The organism is Pseudomonas sp. P39-UII1 (genome assembly GCF_039672635.1).
Lineage (GTDB): Bacteria > Pseudomonadota > Gammaproteobacteria > Pseudomonadales > Pseudomonadaceae > Aquipseudomonas.
In genome coordinates, this window is sequence record NZ_JBDFPP010000004.1 from 371,981 (window position 1) to 389,680 (window position 17,700).

At 64.0% G+C, this 17,700-nt stretch carries 12 protein-coding genes; 3 read left to right on the top strand and 9 right to left on the bottom strand.

Annotated features, from left to right (window positions below):
• Positions 1–122 precede the first annotated feature (122 nt).
• Positions 123–2,111 carry an ATP-binding protein gene (locus ABEH27_RS08750; RefSeq protein WP_346613183.1) on the top strand — a complete coding sequence of 663 codons (1,989 nt, stop codon included), beginning with the start codon at positions 123–125 and terminating at the stop codon, positions 2,109–2,111.
• Here the strand turns inward: ABEH27_RS08750 and ABEH27_RS08755 are convergent.
• From ABEH27_RS08755 to mexE, 5 genes are all read right to left on the bottom strand, one after another.
• A complete protein-coding gene (locus ABEH27_RS08755) occupies positions 2,095–3,723 on the bottom strand; it encodes a response regulator (protein ID WP_346613184.1) in 1,629 nt (542 codons plus the stop codon). The genes ABEH27_RS08750 and ABEH27_RS08755 overlap by 17 nt on opposite strands.
• A 94-nt stretch (positions 3,724–3,817) precedes the next feature.
• On the bottom strand, positions 3,818–4,873 hold the full coding sequence (locus tag ABEH27_RS08760; RefSeq protein ID WP_346613185.1) for a tetratricopeptide repeat protein: 1,056 nt from the start codon (positions 4,871–4,873) through the stop codon (positions 3,818–3,820).
• 144 nt (positions 4,874–5,017) lie between these two features.
• On the bottom strand, positions 5,018–6,433 hold the full coding sequence (locus tag ABEH27_RS08765; RefSeq protein ID WP_346613186.1) for a TolC family protein: 1,416 nt from the start codon (positions 6,431–6,433) through the stop codon (positions 5,018–5,020).
• Positions 6,430–9,609, bottom strand: a complete 3,180-nt coding sequence (locus tag ABEH27_RS08770) for an efflux RND transporter permease subunit (protein WP_346613187.1) — start codon at positions 9,607–9,609, stop codon at positions 6,430–6,432. The genes ABEH27_RS08765 and ABEH27_RS08770 overlap by 4 nt, the downstream gene beginning before the upstream one ends.
• Before the next feature lie 12 nt (positions 9,610–9,621).
• On the bottom strand, positions 9,622–10,863 hold the full coding sequence (gene mexE / locus ABEH27_RS08775) for a multidrug efflux RND transporter periplasmic adaptor subunit MexE (protein ID WP_346613188.1): 1,242 nt from the start codon (positions 10,861–10,863) through the stop codon (positions 9,622–9,624).
• Between the two features lie 329 nt (positions 10,864–11,192).
• Here mexE and ABEH27_RS08780 point away from each other — a divergent pair, with 329 nt between their 5' ends.
• A complete protein-coding gene (locus ABEH27_RS08780; protein WP_346613203.1) occupies positions 11,193–12,320 on the top strand; it encodes an MFS transporter in 1,128 nt (375 codons plus the stop codon).
• A gap of 43 nt (positions 12,321–12,363) precedes the next feature.
• Here the strand turns inward: ABEH27_RS08780 and ABEH27_RS08785 are convergent, their stop codons facing one another.
• The 4 genes from ABEH27_RS08785 to ABEH27_RS08800 all read right to left on the bottom strand — a co-directional run bounded on the left by ABEH27_RS08785 (position 12,364) and on the right by ABEH27_RS08800 (position 16,383).
• Positions 12,364–12,963 (bottom strand): START domain-containing protein, encoded by a 600-nt coding sequence (locus ABEH27_RS08785; protein WP_346613189.1) that lies wholly within the window; start codon positions 12,961–12,963, stop codon positions 12,364–12,366.
• A gap of 89 nt (positions 12,964–13,052) precedes the next feature.
• Positions 13,053–13,889 (bottom strand): bifunctional allantoicase/(S)-ureidoglycine aminohydrolase, encoded by an 837-nt coding sequence (locus ABEH27_RS08790; RefSeq protein WP_008093910.1) that lies wholly within the window; start codon positions 13,887–13,889, stop codon positions 13,053–13,055.
• 132 nt (positions 13,890–14,021) lie between these two features.
• Positions 14,022–15,386 carry an LLM class flavin-dependent oxidoreductase gene (locus ABEH27_RS08795; protein ID WP_346613190.1) on the bottom strand — a complete coding sequence of 455 codons (1,365 nt, stop codon included), beginning with the start codon at positions 15,384–15,386 and terminating at the stop codon, positions 14,022–14,024.
• 16 nt (positions 15,387–15,402) lie between these two features.
• Positions 15,403–16,383, bottom strand: a complete 981-nt coding sequence (locus ABEH27_RS08800; protein WP_346613191.1) for an aliphatic sulfonate ABC transporter substrate-binding protein — start codon at positions 16,381–16,383, stop codon at positions 15,403–15,405.
• A gap of 214 nt (positions 16,384–16,597) precedes the next feature.
• On the opposite strand from ABEH27_RS08800, the gene ABEH27_RS08805 reads away from it, so the two are divergent.
• On the top strand, positions 16,598–17,476 hold the full coding sequence (locus ABEH27_RS08805; protein ID WP_346613192.1) for a hypothetical protein: 879 nt from the start codon (positions 16,598–16,600) through the stop codon (positions 17,474–17,476).
• Positions 17,477–17,700 lie beyond the last annotated feature (224 nt).

Consider the following 17,700-nt stretch of genomic DNA (forward strand, 5'->3'; position numbering starts at 1 on the left):
ATGCAGCAACCCTTTTTCCCCTAGAGCACAGGCGGATCACTCCATTGATCGCTAACGGTCCTCCGCACAAACCTTCACCCCATGGCGTGCAACTGTCCTCGGGCGCAAAGCCAGCCGCAGGCATGGGTGAGAGGATCGCGCATTTCGACTGGCGGCATACCGGGCTTGGCCCGTTGCAGCATTGGCAGGCGTCGTTGCGCATTGCTGTCGACATGATGCTGCTTTCGCCGTTTCCCAGTGCTGTTGTCTGGGGGCCGGACTTGATCGTCATCCACAATGACGCCTATGTGGCATTGCTGGAGGGTCTTGAGCATGGCTTGGGCACAAGTTTCGATACGTTGTGGCAGGCGGCCTGGAGTGATGTGGGCCCATGGGTATTCAAGGCGCTCGAGGGGCGCTCCAGCTTTGTGGAAGATCAACCGCTGTGGATCGAGTGCGCGAAGAGTGGTGTCAAGGCGTGGTATGCGTTCAGTTATACGCCCATTCGTGATGAGCAACACGAGGTGGTGGGGTTTCTGCATAAGGTGATCGAAACCACCGCCAGCGTGGATATGCATCATAAATGGCGCGAGCAGGCGCAGAGCTTCGAGCGCCAGATCAAGCGCTACATGGATGATCGCGAGTACATGTGGCAGCTGTCGCGCGACGCGATGATCATTGTCACCCGCGACCTCAAGCTGCAGTCTGCCAATCCGGCCTGGCACCGTATCCTGGGCTGGAGCGAGGAACAGGTGAAGGATTTGCCGATCCTGCAACTGATCCACCCGGCAGACCGGGCCGAATTGCAAGTATCTGTGATCGATTTCGTCCGCCAGCGCGGCGCCGAACAGCTCGAAACGCGCATGCGCCATGCGGATGGCCACTACCGCTGGTTCCGTTGGAATGCCAGCTTTGATGGTCATGTGCTGACGGCCGTGGGGCGTGACATCAGCGAGGATCGCGAAGAGGCGATGCGTCAATCCAGAGCCTTGTTGCTAAACAGCCAGCGGTTGGAGGCTGTCGGCCATCTTGCCGGCGGCATGGCCCATGAGATGAACAACCTGCTGTCGGGGATTGGCGGTAGCCTTGAGTTGTTGCAGCGACGCCTGGGCCAAGGGCGCATGGAGCGCATCGACAGTTATGTGGACCTGGCCCGCGATTCGGTGCAGCGCGCCATGAGCCTGACGCATCGGCTGTTGGCGTTTTCCCGGCAACAGCCCCTGGCCCCCAAGCCGCTGAACATGAACCGCCAGCTTGCGGACATGGAGCCATTATTGCGCCAGGTGCTCGGTGCGGAAATCCGCTTGAACTGGGAAATGGATGTAGAGCCGTGGGCCGTCTTGCTGGATGTCGGCCAGCTGGAGAACAGCCTGGTCAATCTTTGCGCCAATGCGTACGAAGCCTGCCTGGGGCAGGGCAATGTGACGATACGCACGATCAACACACGCCTGGCCTCGGCGTTCCCTGATGAGCTCGGGTTGCCGCCGGGAGATTATGTTGCCCTGCAGGTCATGGACGATGGGCATGGCATGCCGGCCGATGACCTGGCCAAGGCCTTCGAGCCGTTCTTCACGACCAAGCCCACCGGTCGTGGCTCCGGGCTCGGCTTGCCCATGGTCCATGGGTTTGTCGGGCAATCCGGTGGTTACATCTGGCTGGAATCGGTGCCGGACCACGGGACCAAGGCCTGCATGCTGTTCCCTCGTTGCCATGAGGCGATAGCAGAGCCGCCCATGCCGCCTGTGCCGCAAGTTTCGCGGGCCAATGGGCAGCGCGTGCTGCTGGTCGATGACGAGCACAACCTGCGTTTGCTGATGCGGGAATACCTTCGCGAACGTGGTTTTGTGGTGTGTGACGTGACGGATGCCAATGCTGCGCTGGAGCGGTACAGGCACGATGGGCCTTTCGACCTGGTGATCACCGACATCGGCTTGCCGGGTGGATTCAGTGGGCGCCAGGTGGCCAGAGCGGTGCGCATGATCAACTCTGAACAGAAGATTCTTTTAATCACTGGCTACACCGATCACCCGCTGGAGCCGCAATTGCTGGAAGTCCCGGGTACAGCGTTGCTGCTCAAGCCGTTCGAACTGGCCACCCTGGGCAATCAGGCGCTGCTCATGCTGGCCGATTGACGGGGCTGGCCTCGCCAATCATCTGCGCCACCTGGGCCTGTAACTGCTTGAGCTCAAACGGTTTGCAGATCAATTGCATGCCTGGGCCAAGAAACCCCTCCCGCGCCATTGCCGTCTCGGCGTAACCGGTGATGAACAGCACCGGCAGTTGCGGGCGCAAGGTACGGGCAATTTCTGCCAGCTGGCGGCCGTTCATGCCGGGCAGCCCCACGTCGCTGATCAGCAGGTCGATCGACTGGGATGAGCGCAGCACCTGCAAAGCTTCGCTGGCATTGCAGGCACTGCGGCACGGATAACCGAGCTCCTGCAGCGCCTGGCACAACAATTGGCGAACATGCGGGTCGTCCTCAACCAGCAATACATCGCAGCCGTTACCCGTCGCGAGCGGCTTGGCAGGCTTGTGCGCCTGCGCCTGGTCGATGTGACGCGGCAGGTACAGGTCCACGCGAGTGCCCTGGCCTATCTGGCTGTGCAGCTCCACATGGCCTTGCGACTGTTTGCTGAAGCCGTACACCATCGACAGGCCCAGGCCGATACCCTGGCCGACCGGCTTGGTGCTGAAGAACGGCTCGAAGGCATGTTCCAGGGTACTTTGCGACATGCCCTGGCCTTCATCGATGATACTCAGGCACGCATAGTCACCGTTTGCCAGGCCGCCGTCGGCGAACTGCTTCGTCGCCACCTTGCAATTACTCGCCACGATGCGCAGCACCCCGCCACTGGGCATGGCTTCACGGGCATTGAGCAACAGGTTGTCGAGTGCTTCCTGCAATTGCCCATCGTCGGCCTGCACGGGCCAAAGGTCGGCAGGTAGGCGCACATCCAGTACAACGTTTTGCTCAAGCGGGGCTTCGAGCCGCTGCTGTTGCAACATGGCATGCAAATCGATGCGCTGGCTGTGCAGTGATTGCCTTGAAGAAAACGCGAGCAGGCGATGGGTCAGCCGCGCAGCGCGGGAAACGGCTTCCTGGCCCATGCGCAGGATACCCTCAACGCCCTTGCTACTCCCTTGTTTCAGGCGGCGGTCGATCAGTTCGAAGCTGCCACCGATACTCGTGAGCAAATTGTTGAAATCGTGAGCGACGCCGCCGGCGAGTTGGCCAATCGCCTCCATCTTGCGGGTCTGGTGCAGGGCCAGTTCGGCGCCCTGTTGCACCTGGCTGCGGGCATCCAGGCGCTGCTGCAGGTCGAGCAATTTGTCGCGTGCCTGATACTGGCGACGACGGTGGCGCAACGCGAGCTTGATCAGCGCCAGCAGCTGTTCTTCCTCGAAAGGAATGGTCAACAGCGTCAGGTTGCCCAGCGGATGGTCGTTAGGTGTCGTGGCAGGGGAGGCTTGAGCGCTATGGGTGAGCAGCACGATGGGCAAGTCCGACCACGGGGGCTGCTCATCGATAAAGCCCTGCAGTAAATCGCGCTGGCTGCCGTTGAGCGTATTCTCAGCAATGATCGCCAGCGCTGCACCTTCGCCAAGGCCGTCTCGCAAGCTGCCGATATCACGCGAGCACAGGCAATCGATCCCGGCGCTCGCCAAAAACGTCGAGGTGTCCATGGCGAGTTGCGTGGGTGCCAGGATAAGGGCACGTTCGTCCAGCGACAGCGAGCTGGCCAATGCGATTCTCCTTGAAGGCACTGCCATGCTTGGCCATGCCGTGGGTGGTCCGATACCCTCTGGACCACAACCCTTCATCCAGGGTTCAAAGCATCTACAACCCTTGCTGCAAGATGGGGTCGTCCGGGTTTTGCCGCTCGAGTTCGGCCAGCAATACCTGAACGTTCTGCAACTGCCCGGTTTCTTTCCAGTACTGGATCAGCAGCACCCGCGCCCGCCGGTTGGCCGGTTGCCGGCTGAGCAGGGTTTCGAGCTGCTTCTGTGCTGCATCGGACTGCTCCAGATCATGCAGGGTTACCGCCAGCGTGTAGCGATAATCGGCGTTGTCCGGTTCCAGTTCGACCGCGCGTGACAAGGCGAGCAGGGCGTACTCACGCTGGTCGTGACGGATCAACCAGAGCCCCAGTTCGTGCTGCAGGAAAGCCGAATCAGGCCGCAGCGCCAAAGCCTTGGCCAGCACCTGCCTGGACTGGTCATGATGGCCCTGGCGCTCCAGCAGGCGTACCTGGGTCGCCAGGGCATCAGGGCTTTCCGGGGCCAGGGCGAGGCTGCGCTGCAGGGCGGCTGCCGCCTGAGTGTATTCATTTTCGTGCAAGTACAGGCGCGCCAGGTGAACCTGGGCTTCGGCGTCGTCAGGCTTTTGCTCCAACGCCTGCTGATACTGCTCCAATGCAGCTTGCAGCGGGCCGAAATACAGGCCGATGGCGTCCGGGTCGAGGCCGAGCAAGGCATCGACAGCGGCAAACCGCACGCTTTGCTCGTCATCGTCCAGCAGTGGCCCCAGCACCAGGCTGCGCTGGGCAGCGGGTAGCAGGCGGCGGATGCTGGCGATCGCGGCGCGACGCACCAGTGGCTCATCGTTTTCCAGGTCTACCTGAGCCAGTTTCAGCGCTTGCGGCGATGGGTAGTTGGGCAGCTCTGCGTACAGGGCGGCGCGGCGGATCGGTGCCAGGTCGTCGCGTTGCAACTGCTGGTAGAGCACCCGCGCAGCACCCGGCTGGCCGTCGTGGGCCTGGCGCAGTGCCTTGACGTAGCTGTGCGGCGGCAGTGCCGCGGGCGCCGAGGGGGGCTCACGGCGCAGATACGCGATACCGACCGATACCAGAATCAGCAGCAACACAGCGATCAGGTAATGGTGACGTCTGGGCATCGGGCGGTCCAAAGCGGGGGAAGCAAGAGCTTGGGGCAGAATGCCTTGGGGTGCAAGCCGCATAAAAAAGCCCCGCGGGCCGAGGCCAGCGGGGCAAACGGTTGGGGGAGGAGCCAACCAAAGGAGTCGTTGAAACGGGACGAGTCAGCGCGCGCTGGCGACTGTCTCCGGCTGCCAGCCACCGCCAAGGGCCTTGTAGATCGAGACGATGCCGCGGTACAGGTCGACTTCGCCCTGCGCCTGCGCGTCCTCGGCACTCAGCCGTTCACGTTCGGCGTCCAGTAGCACCAGGTAGTCCACGGTGCCTTCGCGATAGCGTACCGACGCCAGCTCTGCCGCCTTGCGGCTGGCATCGCTCTGGCGCATCAGCGACAACAACCGCTGCTGGGTTTTGTCATAGTCGCTGAAGGCATTGGCCGATTCTTCCAGTGCCAGCAACACCTGCTGCTCATAATTGGCCAGGGCGCCTTCTGCGTCGGCTTTGGCGCCGCGCAGGCGGGCCCGCACGCTGCCCAGGTCGAACGCTGCCCAGGTAATGCTGGGGCCCAGCGCCCAGGCGTTAGCCGCCGAGGAGCCGATCTGCGAGCCGCGCGCGGCGGTGAAACCCAGGAAGCCGCTGAGGCTCACCCGCGGGAACAGGTCGGCCGTGGCCACGCCAACGTTGGCAGTGGCTGCGGCCAGCTGCCGTTCGGCACTGCGGATGTCCGGGCGGCGCCGTAACAGCTCACCCGGGTCGCCCACCGGCAGCGCCTTGGCGATGGCCGGCAAGGCCTTGGGCGAGAGGTCCACGGTCAGGGCGTCCGGGCGCTGGCCGAGCAGGGTGGCGATGCGATGCCGCGCCCGTGCCTGTACCGCCTGCAGCTGCGGCACGGTGGCTTCGACCCCGGCCAGCCGCGCATCGGCACGCACCACATCCAGCTCGTTGCCGACCCCGGCGTCGCGCAGGGTCACGGTGATGGTGCGTGACTCCTGCTGGGTCTTGAGGTTGGCCACGGCGATGTTCTCGCGCAATTGCGCGCCACGCAGTTGGCCGTAGGCATCGACCAGCTCAGCGATCAGGCTGACCTGCAGCTGTTGCAGGTCGGCCTGGGCGGCGTCGGCCTGGGCATCGCTGGCTTCGATCTGGCGCTGGATGCGGCCGAACAGGTCGAGTTCCCAGGCCATGTCCAGGCCCAGGTCGTAACGCTCGCTGTTGACCCGCTGCTCGGTCTCGCCGGGCACCTGGCCCTTGCCGACTTCACTGCTGGCGCGGCTGGTGACCACCGGCAACTGGTCGTTGGCGGCATCATCGCGGATCGCCCGTGCCGACTTGAGCCGGGCAAAGGCCACGCGCAGGTCACGGTTGCCGTCCAGCGACGCCTGTACCAGCTGGTTCAGTACCGGGTCGTCGAACTGCTTCCACCACACGCTCTCGAAGCGGCTACGGTCGAAGGCCTTGGCCTGCACGGTGCTGTTCAGATGTGCAGGTTCAGTGGCCGGCGCCTGGTAATCCGGGCCTACCGCACAGGCTGCCAGGGCCAATGCCAGCAAGCTCGGGGTCAGGGGTTTGAGCAGGTTCATGCGTGGCTCTCCAGCGATTGAACGCGTTCGGCCTTGCGGGCCTGGCGACGCTCGACGAAACGGCGGATCAGGAAGAAGAACACCGGGGTCAGGAACAGCCCGAACACGGTCACGCCGATCATCCCCGAGAACACCGCGACACCCATGGCATGGCGCATTTCCGAGCCGGCACCGGAGGAGAACACCAGCGGCACCACCCCCATGATGAAGGCGATCGAGGTCATCAGGATCGGCCGCAGACGCAGGCGGCAGGCTTCCAGGACCGCGGCCAGCGGGTCGAGGCCCTTGGCTTGCTCGTCCTTGGCGAACTCGACGATCAGGATCGCGTTCTTGCAAGCCAGGCCCACCAGTACGATCAAACCGATCTGGGTAAAGATGTTGTTGTCGCCACCGGAGACGATCACCCCGGTAATCGCCGACAGCAGGGTCATCGGCACGATCAGGATCACCGCCAGCGGCAGGCTCCAGCTTTCGTACTGGGCCGCCAGCACCAGGAACGCCAGCAGTACGCACAGCGGGAACACCAGCAGCGCGGTATTGCCGGAGAGGATCTGCTGGTAGGTCAGGTCGGTCCACTCGAAGGTCATGCCGTTGGGCAGTTCCTCTTTCAGCAGCTTCTCGATGGCCGCTTCGGCCTGGCCGGAGCTGTAGCCTGGGGCTGCGGCACCGTTGATTTCCGCGGTGATGAACCCGTTGTAGTGCATCACGCGGTCAGGCCCGGAGGTGTCGCTGACCTTGAGGAAGGTCGCCAGCGGGATCATCTCGCCCAGGTTGTTGCGCACCTTCAGCTGGCCGATCTGCTCGGCATCGAGGCGGAACTGCTGCTCGGCCTGGACGTTGACCTGGTAGGTGCGGCCAAAGCGGTTGAAGTCGTTGGTGTACAGCGAGCCCAGGTAAACCTGCAGGGTGTCGAAGATGTCGGTGATCGCCACGCCGTGGGTCTTGGCCTTTTCCCGGTCGATGGCAGCATCGACCTGCGGAACGTTGACCTGATAGCTGGTGAACAGGCCCGCCAGTTCCGGCACGTTATGGCTCTTGGCGATGATGTTCTGGGTTTCCTTGTACAGCGCTTCGTAGCCCAGGTTGCCGCGGTCCTCGATCTGCAGGCGGAAGCCGCCAATGGTGCCCAGGCCCTGAACCGGCGGCGGGGGGAAGATCGCGATGTAGGCGTCCTGGATGTCGGCGAACTGGGCATTCAGCGCGGCGGCGATGGCCGCAGCCGACTGGCTGGGGTCCTTGCGCTCATCGAACGGCTTGAGCGGGGTGAACACGATGCCGCTGTTCGGGCTGTTGGTGAAGCCGTTGATCGACAGCCCCGGGAAGGCCACCGAGTCGGCAACGCCCGGTTGCTTCAGGGCAATTTCGCTCATGCGCTTGATCACCGCCTCGGTACGGTCGAGGCTGGCGGCGTCCGGCAGCTGGGCGAAGGCCACCAGGTACTGTTTGTCCTGGGCCGGCACAAAACCGGTCGGAGTGGACGAGAAGCCCAGGTAGGTCAGGCCCATCAGGCCTGCATACACGAACAGGGCGATGCCGCTGGAACGGATGACCCGGCGCACGCCACCCACGTAACGGTGGCTCGCACGGTCGAAGAAGCGGTTGAACGGGGCGAACAGCCAGCTGCCCAGCAGTTTGTCGAGGAACCGCGAGAAACGGTCCTTGGGTGCGTGGTGGTCTTTGAGCAGCACCGCAGCCAAGGCCGGCGACAGCGTCAGCGAGTTGAATGCCGAAATCACGGTGGAGATGGCGATGGTCAGCGCGAACTGCTTGTAGAACTGCCCGGTCAAGCCGGAAATGAATGCGGCAGGTACGAACACGGCGCACAGCACCAGCGCCGTGGCGATGATCGGCCCGGTCACTTCGCTCATGGCCTTTTGCGTGGCTTCCAGGGGTTTCAGGCCCAGCCCGATGTTCCGCTCGACGTTCTCCACCACGACAATGGCGTCGTCCACCACGATGCCGATCGCCAATACCAGCCCGAACAGTGACAGCGCGTTAAGTGAGAAACCGAACAGGTGCATCACGGCAAAGGTACCGATCAGCGACACCGGCACAGCCAGCAGTGGGATGATCGAGGCGCGCCAGGTCTGCAGGAACAGGATTACCACCAGCACCACCAGTACCAGCGCTTCGAACAGCGTATGCACCACCGCTTCGATGGAACCGCGCACGAACACGGTCGGGTCATAGACGATGCTGTAGTCCATGCCTTCCGGGAAATCCTTCTTCAGCTCGGCCATTTTCGCCCGGACTTCGTCGGAGATGTCGATGGCGTTGGAGCCTGGGCGCTGGAAGATCGGGATGGCGACGGCCGGCTGGTTGTTCAGCAGCGAGCGCAGGGCATATTGGCTGGAACCGAGCTCGACCCGGGCGATGTCCTTGAGGCGTGTGATTTCGCCATCGGCACCGGCACGGATGATGATGTTCTCGAATTCTTCCTCGTTGACCAGGCGGCCCTGGGTGTTGATCGACAGCTGGAAGCTGGTTGAGCCGGGGGCGGGCGGGGCACCCAACTGGCCAGCCGCTACCTGGCGGTTCTGCTCGCGGATGGCCGCGACCACGTCACTGGCGGTCAGGTTGCGCGAAGCAGTCTTGTTCGGGTCGAGCCACACGCGCAGCGAGTAGTCGCCCATGCCGAACAGCTGCACATCGCCCACGCCGCCCAAACGCGCCAGCTCATCCTTGATGTTGAGGATGGCGTAGTTGGACAGGTAGAGCATGTCGTAGCGTTGGTCCGGCGAGGTCAGGTGCACGACCATGGTCAGGTCGGGCGAGGCCTTGTCGACGGTGATACCGATACGCGTCACTTCTTCCGGCAGCTTGGGTTGGGTGCGGGTGACGCGGTTCTGCACCTGTACCTGCGCGTTGTCCAGGTCGGTGCCCAGGGCGAAGGTGATGGTCAGGGTCAGCTTGCCATCGGCGGTAGACTGCGAGGACATGTACAGCATGTTCTCGACTCCGGTGATCGCCTGCTCCAGGGGCGCAGCGACGGTTTCGCCGATCACCTTGGGGTTGGCGCCGGGGAAGTTGGCGCGCACCACCACGGTAGGCGGTACCACTTCCGGGTATTCGCTGATCGGCAACTGGAACAGCGAGATCGAACCTGCGATCAGCAGCACCAGCGATAGCACCGCGGCGAAGATCGGCCGGGTAATGAAGAATTTGGAAAAGTTCATCGGAGTGATCCCTTAACCGCGTGGCGCTTGGGCGCTGGCGACTTTCTCGGTGGAGCCCGCGACCTTCTGTGCCGTGTTGCTGGCCTCGAGCGCCTGGCGTTGCTGGGCGAGGGCGGCGAGGGTCTGTTCGCTGGCCATTGCTGTTTCTTCCGGGGTGACGGGCGAGCCCGGCCGTACCCGCTGCAGGCCCTTGACCACGATGCGGTCGTCCTTGGCCAGGCCGCTGCGCACGATGCGCAGGCCTTCAAGCTTCGGCCCCAGCTCGACGGCGCGGTAGGTGGCCTTGTTGTCCTTGTCCATGACCAGCACGAACTTCTTGCCAAGGTCGGTGCCCACGGCTTCGTCGTTGATCAACATGGCGTCGTACTGGGCGCTGCCGACCAGTTTCAGGCGCGCATACAGCCCGGGGGTGAACTGGCCGTCGCGGTTGTCGAACACGGCGCGACCACGGATGGTGCCGGTGCGCGGGTTGACCTGGTTGTCGACGAAGTTCATCTGGCCCAGGTGCGGGTTGCCGGTTTCGTTGGTCAGGCCCAGGTACACCGGGGTGGTCTGACCGCGCTGGCCTTCACGCGCCAGCTGGGTGTACTTGAGGTACACGCGCTCGTCGGCGTCGAAGTAGGCATACACCTTGTCGGTGGAGACCACGCTGGTCAGCGGCGTGACATCGGCGCTGACGATGTTGCCGGCGGTGTACTGGGCACGGCTGACACGGCCGCTGATAGGCGCCGTGACGCGGGTGAAGCTGAGGTTCAGGCGGGCCAGATCGAGCTGGGCCTGGATCGCATCCACGCCGGCGCGGGCTTCGGCGGCGGCGCTGCTGCGCGATTCGGCAAGCTCGGCGGAGATGGCGTTGCTGTCACGCAGACGCTCACCGCGGCGGGCTTCGTTGGCGCTGCGGATGGCCGTGGCCTTGGCTTGTTGCAGCTGGGCTTCAAGGCGGCGCACTTCAGCCTGGAACGGGCGCGGGTCGATCTGGAACAGCAAGTCGCCTTTCTTGACCTGGGCGCCTTCAGTGAAGCCGACAAGGTCGATCTGGCCGGAGACCCGTGGGCGTACTTCAACCGTTTCCGGCGCTTCGAGGCGGCCGGTGAATTCGTCCCATTCGTTGATCGGTTGTTCGATCACCTTGGCAACGGTGACTTTGGGCGCGGCGGGAGCCTGCACGGCGTCTGGGGTTCGACCGCAAGCGCTGAGCACCACCACTGCCAGGGCAGCGAGGGGAAAGCGCAAGGGTTTGAGTGAGTGGTCCATGGAGAACTCCGCCAATGTATTAGTAGTGGGCGGAGTGTGAGTGCCTTGCGCGTGACGCACGAATCGAACGCAGCGAAGGTTATTATCACGCGCAATGATATGTCGGGATATTTCATCGATGGCGGGCATGGTAGGGTGCCTGTGCCGGCCCTTTCGCGGGGCAAGCCCGCTCCCACAGGTACCGCGCAGCACTCGATGGCAATCGGGAACCTGTGGGAGCGGGCTTGCCCCGCGAAGAGGCCGGCCCTGACACCCCGCACATGACCTAAGGCCTTACCGTGACCAGTACCCCGCAATTCCCCAGGCCCCTTGGCATCGTCGCCCTGGGCATCCTGCAAATCCTGGTCTGGGGCGGTTCATTCTTCCTCATGGCGGTAATGGCCGACCCGATCAGCCGCGACACCGGCTGGCCCAGCCAGTGGGTGTATGGCGCACTGTCGCTGAGCCTGATGGTGTCAGCCCTGTTCGCCCCGCTGTCCAGCCGCCTGGTCGCCCGTTACGGCGGCCGCCCGCAAATGGCGGCCAGCGGCGCGGTGGTAGCAGTGGGCCTGCTGATCATGGCTGCCAGCCAAAGCCTGGGGCTGTTTCTGCTGGCGTGGGCGGTGATCGGCGTGGGTATGGCCATGGGGCTGTACGAAGCCCTGTTCGCCACCCTTGGCGGGCTATATGGCGACGGCGCCGGCAAGGCCATTACCGGCATTACCTTGATCGCCGGCTTTGCCTCGACCCTGTCCTGGCCGACTGTGGCACTGGCCATCGAACACCTGGGCTGGCGCATGACCTGCGTGTGCTATGCAATCGTGCTGTTGTTAGTGGTAGCGCCGTTGTATTGGCGGGTGTTGCCGCCGGGAGGACGGGTCGAGGCGCGCAAGTCCCAGGAGAAAAACGCCGAAACCGGGGTGGATCGCCCGCTCTACCTGCTGTTGACCAGCATGTTCGCCATTGGCGCGATCATCATGACGGCGATTGCCGTGCAACTGGTGGCCGTGCTGCAGGGCCTTGGGCATTCGCTGCCGGTGGCGATCGGCCTGGCGGCGATGCTCGGCCCCAGCCAGGTGGCATCGAGAGTGCTGCAAATCCTGGCTGGCAAGCGTCACCCGATCTGGACGGCGCTGGCCTGGGTAAGCCTGGTGCTGGTGGGCCTGTTGATGGTGACGCTGGTACCGGCGGCCACCGCGGTGGGGCTGCTGGTATTCGGCTGCGGTAATGGCTTGCGGGCGATCGTGCGTGGGCTGCTGCCGTTGGCGATGATGCCGCCGGCGCAATATGTGCTGCTAATGGGGCGCATGTCGCGGCCTTCGCTGATCGGGCAGGCGTTGACGCCATTGGTGGGGGGCTACCTGTTCGAGCACTTTGGCTCGATGGGGGTGTTGCTGACGCTGTGCTCGCTGGCGTTGATCAATGTGGTGCTGGTGGGGGTGGTGATGCAGCGCGTGCGAACCGGTGCTTGGCGATAGCGCTCAAGTGGGGCTGCGAAAGTTTATGGCATGCACCCGGCAACTAACGCTGCCGCTCGGCCACCGCCCGCAAGGTCCTCAACGTCACCACCGGTGCATCCACCACAAACCGGTTGGCCAACCATCCCGGCACATCGCCGGCCGGGTCGGCCTGCAACTGGTAGGTCACCTCGGTCTCGCCCTCGCCCAACGGTTTCATGATCCACTCGCCACTCAGGCGCTGAACGCGGATCAGCCCTGGCTGCTCCGGCAAGCGTCCCGGCTCGGCGCTCAAGTGCCGTACCAGCGTGCCATCGTCCAGGCGCTCGCTGGTGACCTTGAGGATGATGTCCCGTGGCAATGTCGGCCACGGCAGGTTGGTGGTCAGGTAGACCCACGTGCTGTCGCCGTCGACGTCCAGCAGGCGCATCTGCTCGCAGGCGTACAACCATTTGCAGGCCACGCGCAGGTTCTCCTGCAGGTCGGTGAGGGTGCGCACACTGGCTTTCATGGTGCTGACGCCGCGGAACTGCTGGTAGGGGGAGCCGCCAGCGGCGCGCAGGTATACGCGGATGCCTTCGCGGTCGTAGGCCAGGTTCCAGTCGTCGGCGGCCTGTGCGCAGGTGCAGAGCAGCAGGGCGGCAAGCAAAAGGCTGCGGTTCATGGTGAGCACCGCGCGGGGAGTAGGCCCTTGAGTATGTGCGGCAAACACAAAGCCCGCCAGGCGGCGGGCTGTGTTGAAGCGGTCAGGGCTTAGCGCTGTGGGTTCAGCGTCAGGTGCACGTGACGGTTCACGTCTTTGTACAGCAGGTAGCTGAAGTTGCCTGGGCCGCCGGCATAGCAGGCTTGCGGGCAGAAGGCGCGCAGCCACATAAAGTCGCCAGCCTCGACTTCGACCCAGTCCTGGTTCAGGCGGTAGACCGCTTTGCCTTCCAGCACGTACAGGCCGTGTTCCATCACGTGGGTTTCGGCGAACGGGATCACGCCGCCCGGTTGGAAGGTGACGATGTTGACGTGCATGTCGTGGCGCATGTCGGCCATGTCGACGAAGCGGGTGGTTTTCCAGCGGCCTTCGGTGCCCGGCATTTCGATGACGGTGGCGTTGTCGCGGTGGGTGACGAACGACTCGGGAATGTCCAGGCCTTCGACCTTCTGGTAGTGCTTGCGCAGCCAGTGGAAGGTGACGTTGGACTTGCTGTTGTTGCGCAGGCTCCATTCGGCGCCTGGGGCCAGGAAGGCATAGCCGCCAGGTACCAGGGTGTGGTGCTTGCCTTCAACGGTGATGTCCAGCTCGCCTTCGACGATGAACACCACGGCTTCTGCGTTAGGGTCCAGCTCCGGGCGCTCGCTGCCGCCTTCCGGGGCCAGCTCGACAATGTACTGGGAGAAGGTTTCGGCAAAGCCGGTCAGCGGGCGGGCGATGACCCACATGCGCATCTTGTCCCAGAACGGCAGGTGGCTGGTGACGATGTCACGCATCACGCCTTTGGGGATGACGGCATAGGCTTCGGTGAACATGGCACGGTCAGTCAGCAGCTCGGTTTGAGCTGGGTGCCCACCGTGGGGGGCGAAGTAGGAGTGATTCGACATGAACGGTCTCGACTTGTTGTTCTCTCCCCGTGCCTTGGACCACACCGGCCGGTGCGTGCAGGGGATGCACGGACAGCATAGGGGCCAGCCCGTGTCATCCACAAATTAAATGTTGTAATACCCGGTATTTGCTTACTGAATGCGAACCTGCCGGCCTGTGTGGGCTTCAGGCAGGTGGTCGCCCCGGCCAAACAGTTTGTGGCGCAAGGTGCCGTCGGCATAGCCCAGCGGGTAGCGGCCGCGGCGCTGCAGCTCGGGCACCAGCAGCTCGACCACGTTGGCCAGGTCGTCTGGCTGCACGGCATACGTCAGGTTGAAACCGTCGATGCCGGTCTGGTCGAGCCAGGTTTCCAGCTGGTCGGCAATCTCGCTGGCGCTGCCTACCAGCACCGGGCCGCGGCCACCCAGGCCAATGAACTCGGCGGCTTCGCGCACGGTCCAGCGGCGGTTGGGGTCGGCGGCGGTGAAGGCCGCCAGGGCGGCGCGGCCGGCATCGTTCTCGACATACTCGATGTGGGTGTCCGGGTCGAGGCCGGCGAAGTCGATGCCAGTCCAGCCCGACAGCAGGGCCAACGCTGCATCCAGGTCGACGTAGCGGCGGTATTCGGCAAAACGCGCCTGCGCTTGCTCGGTGGTCGCAGCGACGATCAGCAGTGCCTGGGCGTAAATCAGCACCTCGTCGCGGCCACGGCCGGCCACTTCGCTGGCCTGGCGAATGCCGTCGGCATAGCGGCGCAGCACGGTGGGCGTTGGCCCGCTGATGAATACGCATTCGGCGTGCGTGGCGGCAAACTGCTGGCCGCGTGCCGAGGCGCCGGCCTGGAACAGCACCGGCGTGCGTTGCGGCGAGGGCTGGCACAGGTGCATGCCAGGCACCTGGAAGTGCTCGCCGGCATGGCCGATGGCGTGCACTTTCGACGGTTCGACGTAGCGGCCAGTTTCCCGGTCCAGTACCACGGCGTCGTCGTCCCAGCTTTTTTCCCAGAGCTTGTACAGCACCTGCAGGTATTCCTCGGCCAGGTCGTAGCGCTGGTCGTGGCCAAGCTGGCGGGCCAGGCCCAGGTTGCGCGCGGCGCTGTCCAGGTAGCCGGTAACGATGTTCCAGCCGACGCGGCCATTGCTCAGGTGGTCGAGCGTGGACATGCGCCGGGCGAAGGGGTAGGGGTGTTCGTAGGTCAGCGAAAAGGTCACGCCAAAACCCAGGTGTTCGGTGACCCCGGCCATCGCCGGCACCAGCAGCAGCGGGTCGTTGACCGGCACCTGCACGCCGCCGCGCAGGGCGGCGTCGGGGCGGCCCTGGTACACGTCGTAGATGCCCAGTACATCGGCGATGAACAGCGCATCGAACAGCCCGCGTTCCAGCAGGCGCGCCAGGTCGGTCCAGTAGCTGAGGCTATTGAAGGCCACGCTGGTATTGCGCGGGTGGCGCCATAACCCAGGCGACTGGTGGCTGGCGGCGTTCATGCTGAAAGCGTTGAAACGAATGTGACGGGGCATCGCTGACGTTCTCCGCTCAAGGCAGCACGGAAGCCGGGTAGACCGCATCGGCCACCTGCAGCTTGTGCGGGATCAGGCCCAGGCCCTGGAAGGTGTCGGCCAGCTTCTGCTGTTCGGCGACGATCTGTGGGGTGATGGCCACGGCGTTGTAGTTGCGTCGCTCGCTGGCGACTTCCAGCACGCTGGCGTTGATGCCCAGTTGCGGCGCCAGCAGCGCGGCGACTTCGGCGGGTTGGGCGTTGGCCCATTGGCTGACCTTGCCCAGTTCGGCGAAGAAGGTCTTGAGCAGCGCCCGGTGCTGGTCGGCGAAGGCGGCAGTGGACAGGTAGAAGGTGCGGTTGTTGGACAGGCCGCTGCCATCACGCAGGCTTTTCAGGCCAGGCTGGCTTTGCGCGGCGGCAAGGAACGGGTCCCACAGGGTGGCGGCCTGGACGCTGCCCGACTGCAAGGCGGCCACCGCGTCGGCGGCGTTGTTGACGTAGGCCGGAGTGATGTCCTTGTAGCTCAGGCCGGCCTGTTCCAGCGCCACCGCCAACAGGTACTGGGCGTTCCAGCCGCGGCCGGTGGCCACGCGCTTGCCTTTGAGGTCCTGCACGCCGCCGAGGTGGTCCTGTTCCCGTACCACCAGGCCGATGCCGCGTGGGTAGGGTTGTTCGGCGGCGAGGTAGACCACCGGCTTGCCAGCAGCCTGGGCGAACACCGAGGGCGCGTCGGCGGCGTGGCCAAGGTCAATGGCGCCGGTGCTCAAGGCTTCGAGCAGCTGCGGGCCGGCGGCGAACTCGTGCCAGCTGACTTTTACACCCTGCGGGGCAAGGGCTTTTTCGAGGGCGCCGCTGCCTTTGAGGATGTTGATGCTGTTGAATTTCTGATAGCCGATGCGCAGGGTCTTGCCGTCATCGGCGGCGGCATTCGACCAGGGCAGCAGGGCGCTGGCGACGGTCGCCAGCAAGCCGCCGACGAGCAGGCGGCGCAGGGGTGAGAAGGCACGGGCGGGCATGGGAGCGATCCTTGAGCAGGGTGGGAAACGGTGTACTCAGCCTAAGGAGGTGGCGTTTGGCTTTCAATTTTTTAATTCCATTTAGTTAGAATGTTTTGTTCTTTTTATATCCTTTTATTTTTTTCGCATTACGTGTGAGGCTGGGTTTTCGCGATTGACAATTTTTTCACATCCTCTTGCTAGGATCCTGCGCGAACCTTTGGAGCCCCCTTTCATGCCCATCCTGCGCCAGCGCGGCCCGCGCATTGCCCTTGCCGCCACCGCCGCACTGCTTACCGCCACCTTGGGCTTTTTTGCCTGGCAAAGCTTTTACCCGGTCCAGGCCAGCAATGGCTGGAGCGTTGAGGTATTGCACACTGACGTCGCCAAGGCCGCATCGCTGCTGCCCCAAGCCGATGGCAGCCTGCTGGTCAGCCGCGAGCTGGATGATGGGCATGGCAGCATCCTCAAGATCACCGCCCAGGGCGAGCGCGTGGTGCTGATCGACAACCTGTCCAAACCCGACGGCATGGTGGCGGCGCAAGGCGGTTGGGTGTTCAGCCAGGAAGGCGGCCAGGCCCCGGTCAGCCTGTCCCGCGATGGCCAGGTGACGCACCTGTTCGAAGGGGACAGCGTGCAGGGGCTGTGGAACGACGGCGATTACCTGTATGCCATTGAAGACCGCAGGGGCAATGGCCGGCTGATGCGTTACCAGTGGGCCAGCGGCCAGTTGGACGTACTGCGCTCGGGCCTGACCGAAACCGAAGGCCTGGCCCGTTGCGCCGATGGCCGCCTGCTGTACACCGAAAAAGGCACCGGCAAGGTGCGTGCGCTGTCTGACGATGGCCAGGACCCGGTGGTGGTCGAAGGCTTGCGCCATCCCACCTTTTTGATGTGCGACCAGCGCGGCTTGTGGATCAGCGAAGACAATACGCACCGCGCCCGCCTGCTGCGCGTCGATGCCGATGGCACGCAGCACACGGTGCTGACATTCCTCAAGGCGCCACAGTCGATCGTGGCGGATGGCAAGGGCGGCTACCTGCTGGCCGAAGGCGGCCGCAACCGCGTGCTGCAACTGACACCACCGGCCGAGCACAGCACCGCGCAGCGTTAGCGACGGGTCTGTACGGCAGGTATCTGTGGGAGATTCCCCAGCCCTTCGGGCAGCGCTGTCGCGCAGAGAACAAAGCCCGTGAGCGCGCCGCATACCCTGTAGATACCGTCTTGACCCTCACCCTGCAAGAGCGATTTTGGGGTCAAACGGTATCCCCGACTTCACCACCCCGTAAACCAGGTGCAGCAGCTTGCGCATCGCCGCGCAAACGATCTGTTTGTAGG

Bases quoted from the DNA above. Each gene is read 5' to 3' on its own strand.
- ABEH27_RS08770 (WP_346613187.1), bottom strand. From the start codon at position 9,609: ATGAACTTTTCCAAATTCTTCATTACCCGGCCGATCTTCGCCGCGGTG.
- ABEH27_RS08795 (WP_346613190.1), bottom strand. From the start codon at position 15,386: ATGCCCCGTCACATTCGTTTCAACGCTTTCAGCATGAACGCCGCCAGC.
- ABEH27_RS08765 (WP_346613186.1), bottom strand. From the start codon at position 6,433: ATGAACCTGCTCAAACCCCTGACCCCGAGCTTGCTGGCATTGGCCCTG.
- ABEH27_RS08785 (WP_346613189.1), bottom strand. From the start codon at position 12,963: ATGAACCGCAGCCTTTTGCTTGCCGCCCTGCTGCTCTGCACCTGCGCA.
- ABEH27_RS08790 (WP_008093910.1), bottom strand. From the start codon at position 13,889: ATGTCGAATCACTCCTACTTCGCCCCCCACGGTGGGCACCCAGCTCAA.
- mexE (WP_346613188.1), bottom strand. From the start codon at position 10,863: ATGGACCACTCACTCAAACCCTTGCGCTTTCCCCTCGCTGCCCTGGCA.
- ABEH27_RS08805 (WP_346613192.1), top strand. From the start codon at position 16,598: ATGCCCATCCTGCGCCAGCGCGGCCCGCGCATTGCCCTTGCCGCCACC.
- ABEH27_RS08800 (WP_346613191.1), bottom strand. From the start codon at position 16,383: ATGCCCGCCCGTGCCTTCTCACCCCTGCGCCGCCTGCTCGTCGGCGGC.
- ABEH27_RS08760 (WP_346613185.1), bottom strand. From the start codon at position 4,873: ATGCCCAGACGTCACCATTACCTGATCGCTGTGTTGCTGCTGATTCTG.
- ABEH27_RS08750 (WP_346613183.1), top strand. From the start codon at position 123: ATGGGTGAGAGGATCGCGCATTTCGACTGGCGGCATACCGGGCTTGGC.